The organism is Clostridium sp. (genome assembly GCF_036642255.1).
Taxonomy (GTDB): Bacteria; Bacillota; Clostridia; order Clostridiales; family Clostridiaceae; genus Clostridium_J.
This window is the reverse complement of the sequence record NZ_JAVWDJ010000004.1, coordinates 66,303-86,414: the sequence shown is the minus strand read 5'-3', so window position 1 is coordinate 86,414 and position 20,112 is coordinate 66,303. Positions and strand designations below refer to the sequence as shown.

The 20,112-nt window shown below is 31.6% G+C and carries 19 protein-coding genes; all 19 read right to left on the bottom strand.

Annotation, left to right across the window (positions count from 1 at the left end; translation table 11 throughout):
• Positions 1-22: 22 nt before the first annotated feature.
• Positions 23-286, bottom strand: coding sequence for a 30S ribosomal protein S15 (gene rpsO / locus RR409_RS03250; protein WP_017414490.1), 264 nt, complete (start codon positions 284-286; stop codon positions 23-25).
• Between the two features lie 151 nt (positions 287-437).
• Positions 438-1,391: a bifunctional riboflavin kinase/FAD synthetase gene (locus RR409_RS03245; RefSeq protein ID WP_332556286.1), complete on the bottom strand. Its 954-nt coding sequence runs from the start codon at positions 1,389-1,391 to the stop codon at positions 438-440.
• Between the two features lie 10 nt (positions 1,392-1,401).
• Positions 1,402-2,310 (bottom strand): tRNA pseudouridine(55) synthase TruB, encoded by a 909-nt coding sequence (gene truB / locus RR409_RS03240; RefSeq protein WP_332556285.1) that lies wholly within the window; start codon positions 2,308-2,310, stop codon positions 1,402-1,404.
• Positions 2,310-3,269: a bifunctional oligoribonuclease/PAP phosphatase NrnA gene (locus RR409_RS03235; protein WP_332556284.1), complete on the bottom strand. Its 960-nt coding sequence runs from the start codon at positions 3,267-3,269 to the stop codon at positions 2,310-2,312. The genes truB and RR409_RS03235 overlap by 1 nt, the downstream gene beginning before the upstream one ends.
• Positions 3,256-3,621: a 30S ribosome-binding factor RbfA gene (gene rbfA, locus RR409_RS03230; protein WP_332556283.1), complete on the bottom strand. Its 366-nt coding sequence runs from the start codon at positions 3,619-3,621 to the stop codon at positions 3,256-3,258. Before rbfA ends, RR409_RS03235 begins: the two co-directional genes overlap by 14 nt.
• 18 nt (positions 3,622-3,639) lie before the next feature.
• Positions 3,640-5,721: a translation initiation factor IF-2 gene (infB, locus tag RR409_RS03225; RefSeq protein WP_332556282.1), complete on the bottom strand. Its 2,082-nt coding sequence runs from the start codon at positions 5,719-5,721 to the stop codon at positions 3,640-3,642.
• A gap of 17 nt (positions 5,722-5,738) precedes the next feature.
• Positions 5,739-6,053: a ribosomal L7Ae/L30e/S12e/Gadd45 family protein gene (locus tag RR409_RS03220; protein WP_332556281.1), complete on the bottom strand. Its 315-nt coding sequence runs from the start codon at positions 6,051-6,053 to the stop codon at positions 5,739-5,741.
• A complete protein-coding gene (locus RR409_RS03215; protein WP_332556280.1) occupies positions 6,043-6,312 on the bottom strand; it encodes a YlxR family protein in 270 nt (89 codons plus the stop codon). The genes RR409_RS03220 and RR409_RS03215 overlap by 11 nt, the downstream gene beginning before the upstream one ends.
• A gap of 10 nt (positions 6,313-6,322) precedes the next feature.
• Positions 6,323-7,438 carry a transcription termination factor NusA gene (gene nusA / locus RR409_RS03210; protein ID WP_332556279.1) on the bottom strand — a complete coding sequence of 372 codons (1,116 nt, stop codon included), beginning with the start codon at positions 7,436-7,438 and terminating at the stop codon, positions 6,323-6,325.
• A gap of 13 nt (positions 7,439-7,451) precedes the next feature.
• Positions 7,452-7,913 (bottom strand): ribosome maturation factor RimP, encoded by a 462-nt coding sequence (rimP, locus tag RR409_RS03205; protein ID WP_332556278.1) that lies wholly within the window; start codon positions 7,911-7,913, stop codon positions 7,452-7,454.
• 223 nt (positions 7,914-8,136) lie between these two features.
• Positions 8,137-12,477, bottom strand: coding sequence for a PolC-type DNA polymerase III (locus RR409_RS03200; protein WP_332556277.1), 4,341 nt, complete (start codon positions 12,475-12,477; stop codon positions 8,137-8,139).
• A gap of 17 nt (positions 12,478-12,494) precedes the next feature.
• Positions 12,495-13,544, bottom strand: coding sequence for a flavodoxin-dependent (E)-4-hydroxy-3-methylbut-2-enyl-diphosphate synthase (gene ispG / locus RR409_RS03195; RefSeq protein WP_332556276.1), 1,050 nt, complete (start codon positions 13,542-13,544; stop codon positions 12,495-12,497).
• 10 nt (positions 13,545-13,554) lie between these two features.
• Complete coding sequence (gene rseP, locus RR409_RS03190; RefSeq protein WP_332556367.1) at positions 13,555-14,556, bottom strand: RIP metalloprotease RseP; 1,002 nt, start codon at positions 14,554-14,556, stop codon at positions 13,555-13,557.
• Between the two features lie 51 nt (positions 14,557-14,607).
• Positions 14,608-15,765 carry a 1-deoxy-D-xylulose-5-phosphate reductoisomerase gene (gene dxr, locus RR409_RS03185; RefSeq protein WP_332556275.1) on the bottom strand — a complete coding sequence of 386 codons (1,158 nt, stop codon included), beginning with the start codon at positions 15,763-15,765 and terminating at the stop codon, positions 14,608-14,610.
• 150 nt (positions 15,766-15,915) lie between these two features.
• Positions 15,916-16,914, bottom strand: a complete 999-nt coding sequence (locus tag RR409_RS03180; protein WP_332556274.1) for an AI-2E family transporter — start codon at positions 16,912-16,914, stop codon at positions 15,916-15,918.
• Complete coding sequence (locus RR409_RS03175; protein WP_332556273.1) at positions 16,915-17,712, bottom strand: phosphatidate cytidylyltransferase; 798 nt, start codon at positions 17,710-17,712, stop codon at positions 16,915-16,917.
• Between the two features lie 19 nt (positions 17,713-17,731).
• Positions 17,732-18,490, bottom strand: a complete 759-nt coding sequence (locus RR409_RS03170) for an isoprenyl transferase (RefSeq protein ID WP_332556272.1) — start codon at positions 18,488-18,490, stop codon at positions 17,732-17,734.
• A 303-nt stretch (positions 18,491-18,793) separates the two neighbouring features.
• A complete protein-coding gene (gene frr / locus RR409_RS03165; protein WP_332556271.1) occupies positions 18,794-19,351 on the bottom strand; it encodes a ribosome recycling factor in 558 nt (185 codons plus the stop codon).
• A 14-nt stretch (positions 19,352-19,365) separates the two neighbouring features.
• Complete coding sequence (gene pyrH / locus RR409_RS03160; protein ID WP_332556366.1) at positions 19,366-20,097, bottom strand: UMP kinase; 732 nt, start codon at positions 20,095-20,097, stop codon at positions 19,366-19,368.
• Positions 20,098-20,112 lie beyond the last annotated feature (15 nt).

Below are 20,112 nucleotides of genomic sequence, written 5' to 3'. Positions count from 1 at the left end.
TAGAGCGGCTTTGCCGCTCTTACTATTTTCTGATTCCTAATTGAGCAATTATAGTACGATATCTCTCTATATCTTGCTTCTTAACATAGCTTAAAAGTCCTTTTCTTTGACCAACCATCATTAAAAGACCTCTTCTAGAATGGTGATCTTTTTTGTGAACTCTTAAGTGATCAGTTAATTCTTTAATTCTTGCAGTTAATAATGCTATTTGCACTTCTGGAGAACCTGTATCTCCTTCATGTCTTGCATATTTAACCATTATTTCTTGTTTTGTTGCCTTATCCATCGTAAACACCTCCGAAAGTAAATCGCCAGATGCCATGTATTCCGTCGGCAATTCAGGAAACATAGCATAAGGTTCCTTTAGAATTATATCAAACAATTCTTCTTTTGTAAATTATAATTTATTATATTTACTAAATTGTAATAGTTTATCTTTATATTGAGCATTTTTCCTGGCTATTAGCAAAATTTTTATCTTTATCTAATTGTGTTTTTAAATCGTCAAGACATTGAAATTTCTTTTCATCTCTTATTTTAGTCATAAAACAAATTTTAACTTCCTCATTGTATATGTATTTATTAAAATTCAAAACATGAGTCTCTATGCTTAGTTTTTTACCTTCTACTGTAGGGTTATATCCTACATTAGTAATTCCTTTGTAAATCTCATTCTTATATAATACACAAGTATAATACACTCCACCTTGAGGAATTATAAATTTTTTATTATAATCTAAGTTAATAGTTGGAAACCCAATCGTTCTTCCAAGTTGTCTTCCCTTTATAACTTTTCCAGTAAGCATAAGAGGCCTTGTTAAAAATTTATTAGCTCTTTGAAGGTTTCCTTCTTGTATATGATGTCTTATAGCTGAACTACTCACAACTTCTTCATCTACAATAACAGGTTCTACAATTGTTAGTTTGAACCTTAAAGTGTCACTGAATTCCTTCAATAATTCTGTATCACCAAGATTTTTATATCCAAATCTATAATTAAACCCTACAATAATGCCTTCAGCGTTATAGCATTTTTTAAGATTTAATATAAAATCTTCTGGAGTAATTTTCATGAATTCCTTATTAAAATCCATAAGGTTAACCATGTCCACTCCTAGGTTTTCTAATACCTGTATCTTTTGTTCATTATCCATTATTAATTTTGGAACTAAATCTTTATTTATAATAGCAAGTGGATGATTTTTAAAAGTACATACCATTACTTTTGCTCTTAAATCTTCATTTCTTACAACTTCATTATACTCTCTTGCTTGATGTATAGCATTTTCAATGAGCGCTTTATGGCCTTGATGAATTCCATCAAAACTACCTAGCACAATAAAGGTAGGATTTTTTACTTGACTCTTAAAATTATCTCTAAGTATTTCCATAATTATTCACTTATGCAAAAATCTTTAATAATTTCAAACCTAATTCATTTTTATATGCTATACCAATAAGAGTATTATTTTTATTGTAAACTATATAATGATTCATATCTTTCAAGTTGGCGGTAATACTTTTATCCATAACCGCTACCCCATTTAATAATAGCTTTTCAAACTTTTCATCCACATCTATTTTATCATAATTATTAAAAGCACTATCAATTGGTAGTACATATTCCTTTATATTCATCTCATTTAACTCATTAATATTAATGCTATTCTCTTTGGTAAAGCTTCCTGTAGCATGCCTTTCTAGGCTCCACATCATAGCACCACAACCCAGAGTTCTTCCTATGTCATAGCATAAGCTTCTTATATAAGTTCCTTTAGAGCACTTTATAAGTATCTTTACAATTGGAATATTTATATCTAGTATCTGTATATTGTAAATAGTGATTTTTCTTCCTTGTCTTTCAACTTCTATACCTGCTCTTGCTAATTCATAGAGTTTTTTCCCATTATGTTTAAGAGCAGAATACATGGGTGGAATTTGCTCTATTTCTCCAACATATGAATACACTGCTTCTTTTACTTGATTTTCTGTAACGTCTACACTATGCTCCTCGATAACAGTTCCTTCTCTATCATAGGTATCGGTAACTACACCAAGCTTTAATTCTGCTTCGTAGACTTTATAGTCTTCCATAATAAACTCGATGGATTTAGTTGCCCTTCCAATGCATACTGGGAGAACTCCACTTGCTTCAGGGTCAAGAGTACCACAATGTCCAACTTTTTTATTGTTAGCTATTTTTTTTATTTTTCTAACTACATCAAAAGATGTCATACCCGTTGGCTTGTAAACATTTATAATTCCACATAACTCTTTAGGTATGTCATTACATTTTTTATCCAAAATCATTATATCAACTCTTTTTCTAATATTTCCATAAGTTGCTTTTTAATAGTATTAATATTTCCATTAAAAGCGAATCCTGCTGCTCTTATATGTCCTCCACCATTAAACTGTTCTGCAATACTTCTTACATCTATCTTGTTTTTGGATCTTAGACTAACCTTAACACCTTCATCACTTTCCTTAATTAAGGCTACTACTTCTGCTCCTTGGATCATAGTACCATATGTAATTACATCTGAAGTGTCTGAGTTTTCAAGCCCTAAATCTTCTATCATACCTTTTGTTATATACATAAACACTACATTCTCATTTAATTCTAATGACATAGAGTCAATAACTTTACCAAAAAGTTTTACCCTATGAAACTTTTTATTATCAAAGATTGTTCTGTGAATTTCACTAAAGTCTAATCCAGTGTTAATTATATCTCCAGCAATATTATGAGTCACAGAGGTAGTATTAGAATGTCTGAAAGATCCTGTATCTGTTAGTAATGAAGTATATAATGAGGTTCCTATTTCTTTATTTAGCTTTATGCCTAATAGTTGAAGCATTTGATAAATAATTTCTCCTACAGCAGAAGAATTAGTATCAACAAAATTATAGTCTCCATATAATTCATTGGAAAGATGGTGATCTATATTAATTAAAGTATACTCTCTATTTTCTTTTTCTATCTCTGCATTAATTCTTTTAAAGTCTCCACAATCTAATACTATTACTAACTCTGTACCTTCTTCTACCTTAAATCTTTCTCCAGTTATTTCATCACTAAATGGCAAATATCGAAAAACTTCAGGTATAGTTTCTTTGGATAATATATAGCAATTCTTATTTAGTGCCCTAAGCCCTTGTAAAAGGGCTGTAGCACTTCCTAAAGAATCACCATCTGGTGAAGTATGAAAAGTTATAGCAATGCTTTTACTATCCTTAATAGCCTTAAAGATATTATTCATTATCATTGCTATCTTTCTCCTTTATAGCTTGAAATAATGTGTTAAGTCGTTGTGCTTTATCTAGAGTTGCATCAAGCTCAATTAGCACTTGAGGAACATGTCTTAGCTTAACATTTTTACCTATTTCTTTTCTCATAAAACCTGTTGAGCTTTTTAAGGCTTCTAATGTGCCTTGCTTTTCCTCTTCATTTCCAAAAATACTAACAAATACTTTTGCATAGCTTAAGTCTTTACTTACATCAACATCAGTTACGCTTACCATAGCAGTTAATCTAGGATCTTTAATTTTATTTTGTATTGTATTACTTACTTCTTTTTTTATTTCCTCATTAATTCTACCGCCTCTATAATTTCCCACGTAACTCAACTCCTTACATTATATTTGTTTAGGTTTAATTTCTTCCATGATGAATGATTCAATTATATCGCCTTCTTTAATGTCATTAAATTTTTCTACGCTTAAACCACACTCATATCCTGCAGCAGCTTCTTTAACATCATCTTTAAATCTCTTTAAAGATGCTAAAGTAGATTCAAACACTACAATACCTTGTCTGATAACTCTTACACTACTATTTCTTGTAATCTTACCATTTAATACATATCCACCTGCTATAGTACCAACATTAGAGATTTTATAAACCGCTCTAACTTCACATCTTCCTTGAACAACTTCTTTATATTCTGGCTCAAGCATACCCATCATTGCAGATTTAATATCATCTAAAGCATCATAGATGATTCTATAAGTTTTTATATCTACATTATCTTTTTCTGCTACAGTAATAGCATTATTATCAGGTCTTACGTTAAATCCAATTATTATAGCATTTGAAGCATATGCTAACGACACGTCAGTTTCAGTAATAGCTCCAACTCCGCCATGAATAACTCTCACTTTAACATTGTCTGTAGAAAGTTTTTCTATAGACTGTCTTATAGCTTCTACAGAACCTTGTACGTCTGCTTTAACTATAACACCAAGTTCTTTAACTTTACCTTCTTGAATTTGGCTATATAAGTTCTCCATAGAAACCCTGTTAGAAGCTTGAAAATTATCTTGTCTATTTTTCTCTTTTCTTGCTTCTGCCATATTTCTAGCTGTTTTTTCATCTTTAACTACAATAAATCTATCTCCAGCTGCTGGCACTTCGGAAAGACCTAAAATTTCTACTGGAATAGATGGTCCTGCTGATTTAAGTTTTTTACCTTTATCATCAAGCATCGCTCTTATTCTTCCATAAGTAGTACCAACGATTATAGAATCTCCAGTAGTTAACGTACCATTTTGAACTAATAGCGTAGCTAGTGGCCCTCTTCCCTTATCAAGTTTAGCTTCAATTACTGTACCTTTAGCATTCCTGTCTGGGTTTGCAGTAAGTTCTAACATTTGAGAAGTTATTACTACCATTTCTAATAAAGTGTCTAATCCTTCTTTAGTATGTGCAGACACTGGTACAACAATTGTATCTCCACCCCAATCCTCTGAAAGAAGCCCGTGTTCAGTTAACTCTTGCTTAACTCTATCAGGATTTGCTGATGGTCTATCCATTTTATTTATAGCTACGATCATAGGAACTTTAGCTGCTTTACAGTGATTTATAGCCTCTACAGTTTGTGGCATTATACCGTCATCTGCAGCAACAACTAAAATAACTATATCCGTAATTTGTGCTCCTCTAGCTCTCATAGCTGTGAAGGCTTCGTGTCCTGGTGTATCTAAAAACGTTATTCTCTCATCATTAACGTCTACAGTGTAAGCACCTATATGTTGAGTTATTCCACCAGCTTCAGTATCAGTGACTTTTGAATGCTTTATAGCATCCAATAATGACGTTTTACCATGGTCAACGTGTCCCATTACTGTTACAATTGGTGGTCTCTTCATTTCAGTATCTTCTGTTTCTTCTATAGTCTCTTCATATACTTCTTCTTCAGCAAGTTTTCCTGCTTCTTCTTCTTTAAGCACTGCCATAGATCCAAACTTTTCTATAACTTTTTCAGCTATATTAAAGTCAATCTCTTGGTTCATATTTGCCATAACACCTTCAAAAATAAGCGTTCTTATTACTTCTACTGGTGGTTTTTTTAACTTTTCAGCTAGATCTTTAACAATAATTGTTTTTCCAAGTTCTATTACTTCATCTACTGAACCATCGTTACCTGAACCTGCTTCTCTCTTTTCAGTTATGCCTTTTCTACCCTTACTATTTTTTCTCTCTTGTTTGTTAATGTCTTCATTTACTAACTCTTCATACTCTTCAATGATTTCTTTCTTTCCTTCATTTAAGTCTTGTTGTTCTGAGTACAGCTCTTTTATAAGTTCAGCATCCTCATCATCTATGACACTCATATGATTTTTTGCCTCAATACCAAACTCATCCATTAAAACTGTTATAAGTTCTTTACTTGATACTTCTAATTCCTTAGCTATTTCATATATTCTTACTTTTGACAAAACTTTCACCCCCGAATTTACGCTTGTTTGTTTTCATTCCATAACTGTAATAACTTTTCACTCATGTTTTTGTCTTTTACACATAACACGTTAATCTCTTCCCTACCTAGGCAATGTCCCAATTCATTTTTAGAAACACTTTCTATGGTAGGTATATTTCTGTCACTACAATATTTTTTAAATTTATTTTTAGTATTCTCAGCACATTCCAAGGATAAAACTGCTAAATTAACCTGACCTTTTTTTATGATCTCTTCGCACTTATTATATCCCTCTACTAGGTTACCTGATTTTTTGGTAAGTCCTAAGAATTGAAAAAACTTATTCTGCATTCTCTATCTCTTCTTTCAGCTTAGCATAAATCTCTTCGCTAATCTTACTTTCTAAATTTCTCTCTAGTCGCCTTGTTTTAACGGCCTTTTCAAGGCACTCTGTACTTCTACAGATGTATGCTCCTCTACCAGGTTTCTTTCCATGTAAATCAATAGAAATCTCATTTTCCTTGTTTTTTACAACTCTTATGAGCTCTTTCTTACATTTCATCTCCATGCAACCTGTGCACATTCTTTGTGGTATCTTCTTAGTCTTCATAAGATATCACCTACTCCTCAGAATTATTTACTTCTTCAGCAACAGTGGAAACCTCTGCAAGTTCAACTTTTTCTGCTTGTGATTTACTTTTTATGTCTATTTTCCATCCTGTTAACCTCGCAGCTAGTCTTACATTTTGACCTTCCTTACCAATAGCTAAAGAAAGTTGATTGTCATCTACTACTACTTTTGCACTTTTGCTATCTTCATTTACTGTCACACTAAGTATTCTTGCCGGACTTAATGCATTTGCAATATATTCTTCTGGTAATTTATTCCATTTTATGATATCTATCTTTTCATTTCTAAGTTCATTTACTATGTTTTGAACCCTTATACCCTTTGGTCCAACACATGCACCCATAGCATCTACATTCTCATCTTTTGAGTGTACAGCTATTTTAGTCCTAGATCCAGCTTCCCTAGATATACTTTTTATCTCTACAACGCCACTATATATCTCAGGAACTTCAAGTTCAAAAAGCCTTTTAACTAAACCAGGGTGAGTTCTAGATACTACTATTTGTGGTCCCTTTGGTGTCTTTTTCACTTCTACAATATAAAGTTTTAACTTTTCATTGAATTTATATTCTTCCCCGGGCATTTGTTCATTAGGTCCTAATACCGCCTCAAGTTTTCCTAAATCAATAAACACGTTTCCTCTATCTTTTCTTAACACTGTTCCAGTAATAATATCATATTCCTTTGTTATAAACTCATCATATATTATAGTTCTCTCTGCTTCTTTGATTCTCTGTATTACTACTTGCTTTGCTGCTTGAGCTGCAACTCTACCAAAGTCTCTTGGAGTTACTTCAATTTCTGCAATATCCTCTAAAGAGTATCTTGGGCTAATTTCCTTAGCATCCTCCAGAGATATTTCTATTACATCATCATATACTTCTTCAACTACTTCTTTTAAAGAAAAAACATGAGTTTCTCCTGTTTGTCTGTTCATTACAACTCTTACATTTTGATCTTTAGTTTGTGATTTTGCGAAGTTTTTCTTGTATGCAGCTACTAGTGCATCTTCTATAGTACTAAATAACAATTCTTCACTAATGCCTTTTTCAGCAACCAATTGTTTTATGGCATCAATAAACTCATCTTTGAATCCGTCTCTCATTATTACTTCCTCCTTATAAAGATGGATTTAAACTCACTGTAGAAACCTTTGACCTTGGTATAGTAACATCATTGCTTTCAACAGATAAAACTAAATTCTCTTCATCAAAACTCTTCAGTATTCCATCGTATTTTTTCTTTCCATCAACTAACCCTTTTAGGTTAACTAGTACATTATTATTTATATATCTATTAAAGTGTTCTTCAGAGTATAGTGTCCTAAATACTCCTGGAGAAGAAACTTCTAAATTATATTCTTCTGATATTGGGTCTTCAACATCTAACACTTCACTTATAGCTTTGCTTACTTTTACACAGTTATCTAATGCAATACCATTATCACTATCTATGTAAACTCTAAAAATATTCTCTCCAGCTTCCTTCACATATTCTAGATGATAAAGTTCAAATCCATTAGCTTCCACTATAGGCAAAGTTAATTTATTAAGCTTTTCTATTAATCCATTATTTTTCATGGCAATTACCTCCTTTTTAATATTTTCCTTCATTTATACTAATATTAAACCTATAATTATAATTAAAACGCAACTTTTAGGTTGCGTTTTAATAAAGAGAGAGTAGGAAAAAAACGTCCTACTCTCTGAAGCAAAAATATCTTAACTTACTAAACTAAATATTATTATAACATAACACAACTTGCAATACAAGGAAAAACTTTTCCATAAATGTTTAACCTATTTAAAATAAGGAAAGTTGATTAGTTTCTGGTAAGTCTCCAAGAGCGCCATGATTACTTAGTGCTTCTATCACAGTTTTTGTTGCCTTACTTCTATTTCGTAGATCTTCTTTAGAGATAAACTCTCCATTATTACGCACTTCTGCAATAGCCTTTGCTGCATTTACTCCAACACCTTGAAGTCCACTTAAAGAAATTCTTATAAAGTCACCTTCTACAGTAAACTTTGTTGCCTCTGATTTATATATGTCCACTGGTAAGAATTTTATACCTCTTTTATACATTTCATAGGCTAATTCCAAAATAGTAAGTAACCCCTTCTCCTTTGTACCCATATTATTTCCCAGGGCATTAATTTCATCCATTTTATCTTTAATGGCTTCTTCACCTTTGATTACAATATCTCCATCAAAATCATCAGCTCTTACAGTAAAGTAAGTAGCATAGTAAGCTTTTGGATAATAAACTTTAAAATACGCTATTCTTACTGCCATCATAACATACGCAACAGCATGTCCTTTAGGAAACATATATTTAATTTTTTTACAAGATCCTATATACCAATCTGGAACATTATGCTCTCTCATTATAGCCTCATGATCCTCTGATAGTCCCTTGCCCTTTCTAACCTTCTCCATAATATTAAAGGCAGTTTTTGGAGGAAGTCCTTTATAGATTAGATAAACCATAATATCGTCCCTTGTTGATATACAATCCTTTAGCGTGGTAAATCCTTCTTTTATATAATACTGAGCATTATTAAGCCATACATCTGTACCATGAGATAACCCTGAAATTCTCACTAAATCTGCAAAAGATTTAGGCTGGGTATCAATTAACATTTGTCTTACAAACTTTGTACCAAACTCAGGAATTCCGTAACTTCCAACCTCACATCCTAATTCTGCTGGTGTCAATCCTAATGCATCAGTAGAAGTAAATATACTTATAACCTTTGGATCAGATAATGGTACAGTTTTAGGATCAATTCCAGTGATGTCTTGAAGCATTCTAAGCACTGTAGGATCATCATGCCCGAGAATATCTAACTTAAGCAACCTACCACTAATAGAATGATAATCAAAATGAGTTGTAACAATATCCGAATTTGGATCATCTGCTGGTCGTTGAATCGGACAAAAGTTAAATATTTCATTATCACTTGGTACAACCATTATTCCACCAGGGTGTTGACCTGTTGTTCTCTTGACACCTGTGCATCCTAAAGTTAATCTTTCTATCTCAGCAATATTTGTATTTACTCCTCTTTCATCAAGATACTTTTTCACATATCCATAAGCAGTTTTCTCAGCTATGGTACCAATAGTACCTGCTTTAAAGGTATATCCCTTACCAAAGAGCACCTCTGTATACTTATGAATATCACCCTGATTATCTCCTGAAAAGTTTAAGTCTATATCCGGCTCCTTATCTCCTTCGAAACCTAAGAAGGTTTCGAAAGGTATATCATGGCCATCCTTTATATATAAAGACCCACATTTCTCACAATTCTTATCTGGCAAATCTACTCCAGAACCAACAGAACCATCCATAAAAAACTCACTATGCTTACAATTTGGACAAACATAATGTGGTGGCAATCCATTAACTTCTGTAATATCCGTCATAGTGGCAACGAAGGATGAACCTACCGATCCCCTTGAACCAACCAAATATCCATCAGAAATGGACTTAGCTACTAATTTATGAGCAATAAGATAAAGTACTGCATATCCATTACCAATAATAGAGTTAAGTTCTTTATCCAACCTTTTTTGAATAACCTCTGGTAAATCCTCTCCATAGATAGCCTTAACTTTTTCCATAGTCATATTTCTTATATCATCTTCGGCTCCAGGGATCTTAGGAGGATAAGTTTCATCAGGAATTGGCTTAATAATTTCTATAGATTCAGAAATATTTCTTGGGTTTGTTATAACTACCTCTCTTGCCTTTTTATCACCTAGATAGGAAAATTCTCTTAGCATTTCTGTAGTTGTCTTCAAATACAATGGTGGTTGATTATCCGCATCATCAAATCCTTTACCTGCCATTAAAATCCTTCTAAAAGCTTCATCTGTAGGATCTAAAAAATGCACATCACCTGTAGCTACCACAGGCTTATTGTAATAAGTACCTAATTCGCATATTCTTCTATTCAATTCCCTTAAAGCTTCTTCATCTTTAACTGAATTCTTCTTAATTAAAAAATCATTATTTCCTATAGGTTGGATTTCTAAATAGTCATAAAAATTAACTACATGCTCTAGATCTTGAAAGTTTTTACCACTCAAAATCCCCTTAAATACCTGCCCAGCCTCACATGCAGAGCCAATAATTAAGCCATCTCTATGTTCCTCTATTAAACTCTTAGGCATCCTTGGCCTTCTATGAAAATGATTTAAATTAGAGTAGGATATTAACTTATATAAATTTTTTAACCCCTGTTGAGTTTTAGATAATATTATTACATGATATGTAGGAGCTTTTTTTATATCAAAAGTTTTTAAATATTCTCTATTAAGACTATCTATATCTGTAATTTCTTGATCTTCTAACAATTTAAAGGATCTTAACAATATTTCTCCAGTGGCTGCAGCATCATCTACAGCTCTATGATGGTTTTCTAAGGAAATATCTAAGTGATCACAGATAACGTTTAGTTTATGTTTCTTTAACTCCGGGAATAAAAATCTTGCTAAGGGTAATGTATCTAAAATTCCATTACTAAATTCTACGCCTATCCTTCTACAATTAACTTTAATAAAACCAGTATCAAACTCCGCATTATGAGCAACTACAATGCTATCGTTTATAAAGTTCAAAAATTTAGGCAGAACTACTTCAATTGAGTCTGCATCTTTTACCATATCGTTATTTATCCCTGTAAGTTCTGTGATTTTATATGGTATTGATCTGTTAGGATTGACAAAATAGTTAAAGCTATCAATGACCTTACCATTATGAATTTTTACTGCCCCTATCTCAATAATTCTATCATTTTCACTCGAAAATCCTGTAGTTTCGATATCAAACACTACAAAAGTATCATTAAAGGTTTTACCTCTAGAATTTATGGCTATAGGTACTCCATCATCTACAAGATAACCTTCTATTCCATAAATAAGCTTTATATTATGTTTTTTACCTGCTTCCATCGCCTCAGGAAAAGCCTGTGCTACCCCATGATCCGTAATGGCAATGGCACTATGTCCCCATTTAGCTGCTCTGGCTACAAGCTTTCCAGCACTTGTTAATCCATCCATAGAACTCATGGTTGTATGAGCATGAAGCTCAACTCTTTTCTCTTCAGCAGTATCCATTCTTTCTATTTTTTTCAGTTTTACTATACTCCTTGCTGTAATTACAAGTTCTCTAGTAAATCTATCAATTTCTACTTCTCCATAAACTTTGCAATGAAGCCCCTCTTTAAGTTCTCCTAAAATTTTATCCAAATCATCATTTGCTCTAGGATATATTTTTACAGTTATTGAACTTGAGTAGTCTGTTATAAATGCAGATGGAAATACCCTTCCACTTTTGCTTTCAAATATATTTACTTTAAATATATCTCCAGTAATTGCTACCTTTCCGGAACTAATATCTAGCTCTTTGATAGCCACAGCTTCTTCGTTTATATTTCTTCCAAATATAACATTCTCATCAAGTGGTTCTTGACTCTTCTTATATTTAACGTAATCCTTAGCCTTTTCTTTATTTGCAAATGGTTTATCAGCATTTTCTTTTTTATCTTGAGGTTTATCAGAAGATACTTTTATATTTGATAATGCTTCCTTGATAATAGTTGTGTTTTCTAATTCTTTTTCATCAAAGTAGTTCTCACCTTTAACACTATTATCAACCACCATATTCACAGAAATATTTAGTCCAAACATATCCCTAACTGTCTTTTTAACGAGGCTTTCTATATTTTTATTTTTTAATACGTTGCACATAAAAACATTGGGTAAATACAGTACAACGATATTTTCACTTATCTTTTTTTCAGCTTTCAACAATATACTCTTTATAGACGGAAAAGATGAGGCCACAGAATTTACTACATCTATCCAGTATTCTCCTGCTACCTCATCAATAGAAACATTATCAATATCCCTATACCAAAGAACTTCAATATTCGAAAAACTATTTAGTCTTTTGCAAATTAAGCTAATTAATAAATTTTTCTTTTCTTCACCTAAATCATATTTATATTTTAAAGCTACCCTTAACTTCTCACTTTTTTTAAGGTATTGAATCCTGAGTATTTTAATATCTTCATCAATATTATATTTATGTTCATCTATATCTGCCTTTAGTAATTCAACTAGGCTTGCATTCATGAAATTACCTCCTAGTTTTAAAGTTTATCAATTTCTTTTAAAAGTTCTTCCACTAAATCTTCTTCTTTCACTTTTTTAATGACTTCACCTTTTTTAAAAATTAATCCCTCACCATTTCCACCAGCGATACCAATATCTGCCTCTCTAGCTTCACCTGGTCCATTTACAACGCAACCCATAACTGCCACTTTAATATTCTTATTTAAGGCAGCTAATCTACTTTCAACTTCCTCCGCAATTTTTATCAAATTTATCTGCGTTCTTCCACATGTAGGGCAAGACACAAACTCTACCCCTTCTTTATGATATCCTAAGGATTTTAAAATTTCTTTTCCTACCCTAATTTCTTCTGTGACTTCTCCTGTAAGGGAAACTCTAATTGTATCTCCAATACCTTGTGAAATAAGAGTTCCTATTCCCACACTAGATTTTATCGTTCCTCTCCAAATAGTGCCTGCCTCTGTAACCCCCACATGAAGAGGATAATTCACTTTTTGGGAAATCATTCTATAACTTTCTATCATTTGCACTACATCAGAAGATTTGATAGATATTATTATATCATAAAACCCTACAGTTTCTAATATTTTGACATGGTTTAATGCACTCTCTACTAGTGCTTCTGGGCAAACTTTCCCATACTTTTTCAACAATTCTTTTTCTAATGATCCAGAATTTACACCAATCCTAATAGGAATATTTTTTGCCTTAGCGGCTTCTGCAACAACCTTCACTCTTTCAATACTACCTATATTACCTGGATTGATTCTTAGCTTAGAAATGCCATTTTCTATTGCCTTAAGTGCAAGTCTATAATCAAAATGAATATCCGCAACTAAGGGTATATGAATTTCCTTAACTATATCTTTTATAGCCTCTGCTGCCTCCATATCCGGAATAGCGCATCTTACTATATCACATCCTGCTTCTTCTAATTTTAAAATTTGATTTATTGTACTTTTTACATCCCTAGTGTCTGTATTAGTCATAGATTGTATTGCAATCTTCGAATCTCCACCAATATATATATTTCCGACTTTTATCTTTTTTGTAACTTTTCTTATCATTTTATCACTCCTAGAATTGTATAGGATTTATAATATCCTTAAGTAACACTAATACCATTAAGGCCATTAAGGCTAAAAATCCATAATAATTAACAGTAGCAACCTTTTGTTTGTCTACTTCTTTCCCTGTTATGATTTGAAATAATAGTAGTAATATCCATCCACCATCCAAGGCAGGAAAAGGAATAACATTAAATATTGCAAGCTGAACACTTAAATAAGCGGTGAAAAATAGTAAGGTTCCAATCCCAGCTTTAGCTGCTTGCCCAGATACTTTAATTATGGTAATAGGTCCTCCTACATCATTAGCACCTACATTACCTTTAAATAACTGTCCAAAAAAGCCTAAAGTTTGTCTACCCATACTAACTGTTTGATTAAATCCATGAGATATAGATTGAATAAAATTAGGTTTCACTACTTGTGTTTTTATTCCAATTATATATTTATTCTGAGCCTCATCTATTATTGGCTTTATATTAAAATCTAGTTTTTCACCATTTCTTTCAACCTTCATTTGCAAGGGCTTTCCTTCACCAGTTAAAACTTCATTTAAAAAATCTTCCCATGTAGTAACTAACTTGCCGTTAGCTTCAATAATCTTATCTCCAGCCTTAACTCCTGCCATCATAGCTGGAGCATCCTTAGAAACCTCTGCTATTATATTAGTGCTATGACCTTGAATTCCACCTGCTGCTGCAAATAGAACTATAGCTAAAATAATATTCATTATTGCACCAGCTGAAACAATTGTAAGCTTTTGAAAGGAAGTTTTAGAACCGAAGGCTCTTGGATCTGTTACTGTTACATCCTCATCTTCACCATACATCCTCACATATCCACCAACCGGAAATAACTTTATGAGATATTCTGTTTCTTTACCTTTTATTCCAAAGAGCTTTGGTCCCATACCTAAAGAAAACTCTAAAACCTTCACTCCATTTATCTTAGCTAAGATAAAGTGACCGAATTCATGACCTATGATTAATAAACTAAAGGCCAACAATGCCATAATTGCATAAGGTATATTTGATATTATAGTTTGCAATGCTTATCTCCCCTTTTATATACTATATTTATTTAAAACATATTCCCTAACTCTTTTATCTATGTCTATAATTTCTTCTAACCCCGGACTATCTATGAATTCAAAAATATCCATAGCTTCACTTATTATCTCTTCAATTTGTAGATATCTAATTTTACCATCCAAAAACAATTCTACAGCTATTTCATTAGCACCATTAAAAATCGCAGGCATATTTCCACCAATGTTCCCTGCTTTATAAGCTAGACTTAAACATCTAAATGTATCCATATCTGGTCTTTGGAAGTTTAAGGACGTTAAATTATAAAAATCCAGCTTTTCAGCAATTGCTTGTTGTCTTTTAGGATAGTTTAATGCATATTGAATTGGTAATCTCATATCAGTACTTCCTAATTGAGCAATCACACTTCCATCAATATATTCTACCATGGAATGAATAATGCTTTCTGGATGAATAACAACTTGAATATCGCTATAAGGCACTCCAAATAAGAAATGAGCCTCTATAACCTCAAGTCCTTTATTTACTAATGTTGAAGAATCGATAGAAATTTTTTGCCCCATGTTCCACTTTGGGTGCTTCAATGCTTGTTCTGGTGTTATATTCTCTAATTCTTCTCTTTTTTTACCTCTAAATGGCCCCCCTGAAGCTGTTAAAATTATTTTATTTACCTCTTTAGGATTATTTCCTAATAAACTTTGAAAAACTGCACCGTGCTCTGAGTCAACCGGTAGTATATTAACTCCATTTTCCTTAGCTTCCTTCATTACAATTTCTCCCGCCACTACTAAAGTTTCCTTATTGGCAAGAGCTATATGTTTTTTCGCTCTTATAGCGTTTATTGTTGGAACTAACCCTATCATTCCTACCACAGAGGTTACAACAATTTCTATTTCTTTCAAAGTAGCAATATCATTTAAACCTTCAAGTCCTTGTAGAACTTTAATATTTCTATTTTTTTCCTCACAATACTTCTTAACTTCTTCATAGCTTTTATTATCCATCATTGCCACGTACTTTGGATTAAATTCTTCAATTATATCTATAATTTTTTCATAATTCTTATTTGCAGATATGCCTATTAGTTTAATTTCATTATTGCTATTTCTTATTACATCTAAAGTTTGTGTTCCAATAGATCCTGTTACCCCTAATATACTTATATTCTTCAATTGCATCTCTCCTAACTATCTTTTATATACAAATTTCAATAACATTTAATCAATGTACATAAAATAAACTAAATATTATCGGCATGATTTTCCTCATTAGTTTCCTAAATCTTTTTTCACATCACTGAAGTTTATAATCACAAAAATTACTTATGTTTTATTTGTTTTTACAGAGTTGAATAAAAGCTCATTCACTGTAACCACATATATTACAGCCATAATTATCCCCACAAATCCAGACACTTTCATTCCAACATAAATTGCTACTATCATTGGTAATGGATGAATATCTAAATTATCACTCATAAACTTAGTCTCAATGATTTTAGCATAAAAAATTAATAAAATATATAAGAGCAAAAGTCCTACTGCAATTACATATGCGCCTTTAGAAACATTATACAATATTAATGGTCCAAAGACAAAAACAGTTCCTATAACTGGAATTATATCTAATATCCCACAAACTATTCCTAGCATTAATGCATTATCAACTTGTAAAATATAAAATCCGCAGATTGTAATTATGGTGTTCATAATTACTACCATTAAGATTACTTTAAAAACTTTATCAATTGCCTTTGCTCTTTTTATGATAAAATCCATATTTTCCTCGGTTATTATCTTTGCCCCCACATTTAACACAGCATCTTTATCCTTTATCAAAAAATAAGCAGCTATATTACCTATAAAATATGTTAAAATTCCATCGGTAGTATATACTGCTCCTTTTGTTAAAAAATCTATATTATTTATAGATTTAGAAGTTATATTAAATAAAGTTTCCTTTAATGTTACAGGTGTTATTTTTTCTGTAAATATAAAGCTATTCCAAATATCAACTACATAATCTATAAAACCATTATATTGATTTTCAATGAAATAAAAAATTTTATTATAAGTAAAACTTCCTATGAAAATTAATAAAATAATAAGCAAAGTGTTGATAAATAATAACGATATAAAAGCGCTTACCCTAGGTGAAAATATATTTCTTTTACTTAAGAATTGATAAATTGGACTTGTAGAATAAATTAATACAAAAATTATTATAATTGGTTCCAAATAACTATTCATAACTCGAGTCAATAATAAAAATATTACCAATAAAATTATTACATAAATTAAGTTTTTATATCTTTCAATCACCTATATCCCCACAAAAATTGTTATATAATAGTATACTACTACTGATACGAAAAGTATGCTATCAAATCTATCTAAAATCCCACCATGTCCTGGAATGAGATTGGAGTAATCTTTAACTTTAGCATATCTTTTAACAGAAGAAGCAACTAAATCCCCAAACTGACCAAATATGCCTCCTAATATTCCTATTACCACATAGTGATATAGCTCTATGCTTACGCCATATCTTCCTATAACATATCCAAATATAGTACATCCTACAATACTTCCAAGTAGACCACCTATTGAGCCTTCTATAGTTTTTTTAGGACTTACTTTAGGAATAAGCTTATGTTTACCAAAATATCTTCCAAAATAATATGCTAAGGTGTCGCATCCCCAAGATGAAATAAATATTAACCACACCAAAAAATTACCGTATGACTTCAAATTAACTAGGACTATAAAACTAAAAAATATAGCTACATATAAATACCCTAAAATAGTAAGGGATATATCAATAAAATTATATTTAGTATTCAAAACAGGTATTATCATCAATATAAATATTGCTCCTATCAATGTAAAACTTTGATAGGTTATATTAAAATTAGGCCCTAAGTTTATATAATAAAATATACATAACCCATATCCCATTATTGAAATTGGATTAAATCCACATTCTCTACTAGTTTTATAAAATTCATATATTCCGAAAATAGATAAAATTAATATTAGAAACTTTAAATAATACCCACCTAAAAATAAAAATATTAGCAATGGAGCTAATGTCATCGCCCCAATATACCTCTTATTCATTAAATTCACTCCTTATAAACTATACGCCACCAAATCTTCTATCTCTATTTTGGTAATCAATAATAGCACGTTGCAGATCTTCTTCTCTAAAATCTGGCCAATTTATGTTTGAGAACCAAAATTCAGAGTATGCACTTTGCCAAAGCAGATAATTACTTAATCTTAATTCTCCACTTGGTCTAATAATTATATCTGGATCGGGCATTCCTCGAGTATAGAGATGGTTTGAAATTACATCTGTATTTATATCACTAATCTTAAGTGTACCTTTGACAACTTCTTCTGCTATTTCCTTAATCCCAGCAACAATTTCATCTCTTCCGCCATAATTTAATGCAATATTTAAGGTTAGCCCATTATTATTTTTTGTTTTTTCACTAGCAACCTTAATAGATTGCTGACAAGATTCAGGTAACTTACTTATATCTCCAATCACATTAAAAACAACTTTATTTCTATGCAATTCCTCTATCTCTTTTGCTATATACTCCACAACCAACTTCATTAATGCCGAAACTTCCTCTTCCGGCCTCTTCCAGTTTTCAGTGGAGAATGCATAAAGGGTAAGATATCTCACTCCTAGTCTACTACATTCTTTTACAATACGTCTTATAGTATCCATTCCAGCTCTATGCCCAAAAGTGCGTGGTAAGTTTCTTTCTTTTGCCCATCTTCCATTGCCATCCATTATTATTGCAATATGAAGAGGAATTCTATTTTTATCTAAAAACATATCTCTAGATTCTTTTTTTCTTTTTTTATTAAAAAACAATCCCAAGTACTCTCTCTCCGTTTCATATATTAAAATTATATTATTAATTCTTATCAACTTAACAATATAATCTAATTTCAAAATTAGTTAGGAAAAATAACTTTTTATTTCTCCGTGCTATTGCTCTTTTTATATAAGCTACAATAATTTTGTTTAGCTTAAACATCTTCACTCAAATTTACTTTTTCAAGGTATGGTAAATATTTTTCAGCACCAATATGTCTATCGAAAAATCTACCCCTGAAACTTGTTGTTAAATACCTGATTTTAACAATAAAACCTGCAATATTGCAGGTTTTATTATTAATATTACACAGCCATAATTTCTTTTTCTTTGATTTCAATCATTTTATCTATTTCTTTTATAAATTTATCTGTTTCCTTTTGAATATTCTCTTCTGCTTTTTTTGCTTCATCTTCAGTAATCGTACTATCTTTTTTTAATGCTTTAATTTTATCATTCGCATCTCTTCTAATAGATCTTATAGCAACTTTAGCTTCTTCACCAGTTTTCTTTATAGTCTTAACCAGATTTCTTCTTGTTTCTTCTGTCAGTTCAGGAATTATTAATCTAATAGCTGAACCATCATTGGTAGGATTTAATCCTAAATCTGATTTTAAAATTGCCTTTTCAATATCCTTTAAAGAGCTTTTATCCCACGGCTGAATTAACAACACTCTTGGTTCTGGAGCCGAAACTCCTCCTAGTTGATTAATTGGCATCATGCTACCATAGCACTCTACTTGAATTCTATCTAGCATTGTTGGATTTGCTCTTCCTGCTTTCATTGTCGCATATTCAGTTTTCAATACTGAAATGGTTTTATTCATTTTTTCATCAGTATTTTTAATAATATCCTTTACCATAGAATTACCTCCATCTATTTATTGCATTTGCATGTATGAGATGATACTAGTGTACCAATATCCTCACCTTTTATAGCTCTGATAATATTCTCAGGTTTATCTAATCCAAATACAAGTATTGGAATATTATTATCCATACAAAGCGAAGTGGCTGTGGAATCCATAACCTGTAAGCCCTTTTCTAGCACTTCTATATAGGATAATTTTTCATACTTAATAGCATCATTATATTTATATGGATCTTTGTCATAAACACCATCCACTTTTTTAGCAAGTAATATAACTTCTGCTTCAATTTCAGCAGCTCTTAATGCTGCAGTTGTGTCTGTGGAGAAATATGGATTTCCTGTACCTGCTGCAAATATTACAACTCTTCCTTTTTCAAGATGTCTCATGGCTCTTCTTCTAATATAAGGCTCTGCAATTTCTCTCATTTCTATCGCTGTCTGCACCCTAGTATTAACTCCAATAGCTTCTAAAGAATCTTGTAGCGCAAGTGCATTTATACAAGTAGCTAACATTCCCATGTAATCTGCAGTGGTTCTATCCATTCCTTCACCACTTCTACCACGCCAAATATTGCCACCGCCAACAACTGCTCCAACTTCAACTCCCATTTCCACTAAATTCTTAATTTGCACAGCAATCGAATGTGCTACGTCAAAGTCAATTCCGTATCCTTTTTCCGCAGCTAATGCTTCGCCTGAAAGTTTAAGCATAACTCTTTTGTATTTTGCAGCTTCCATATATATTATACCTCC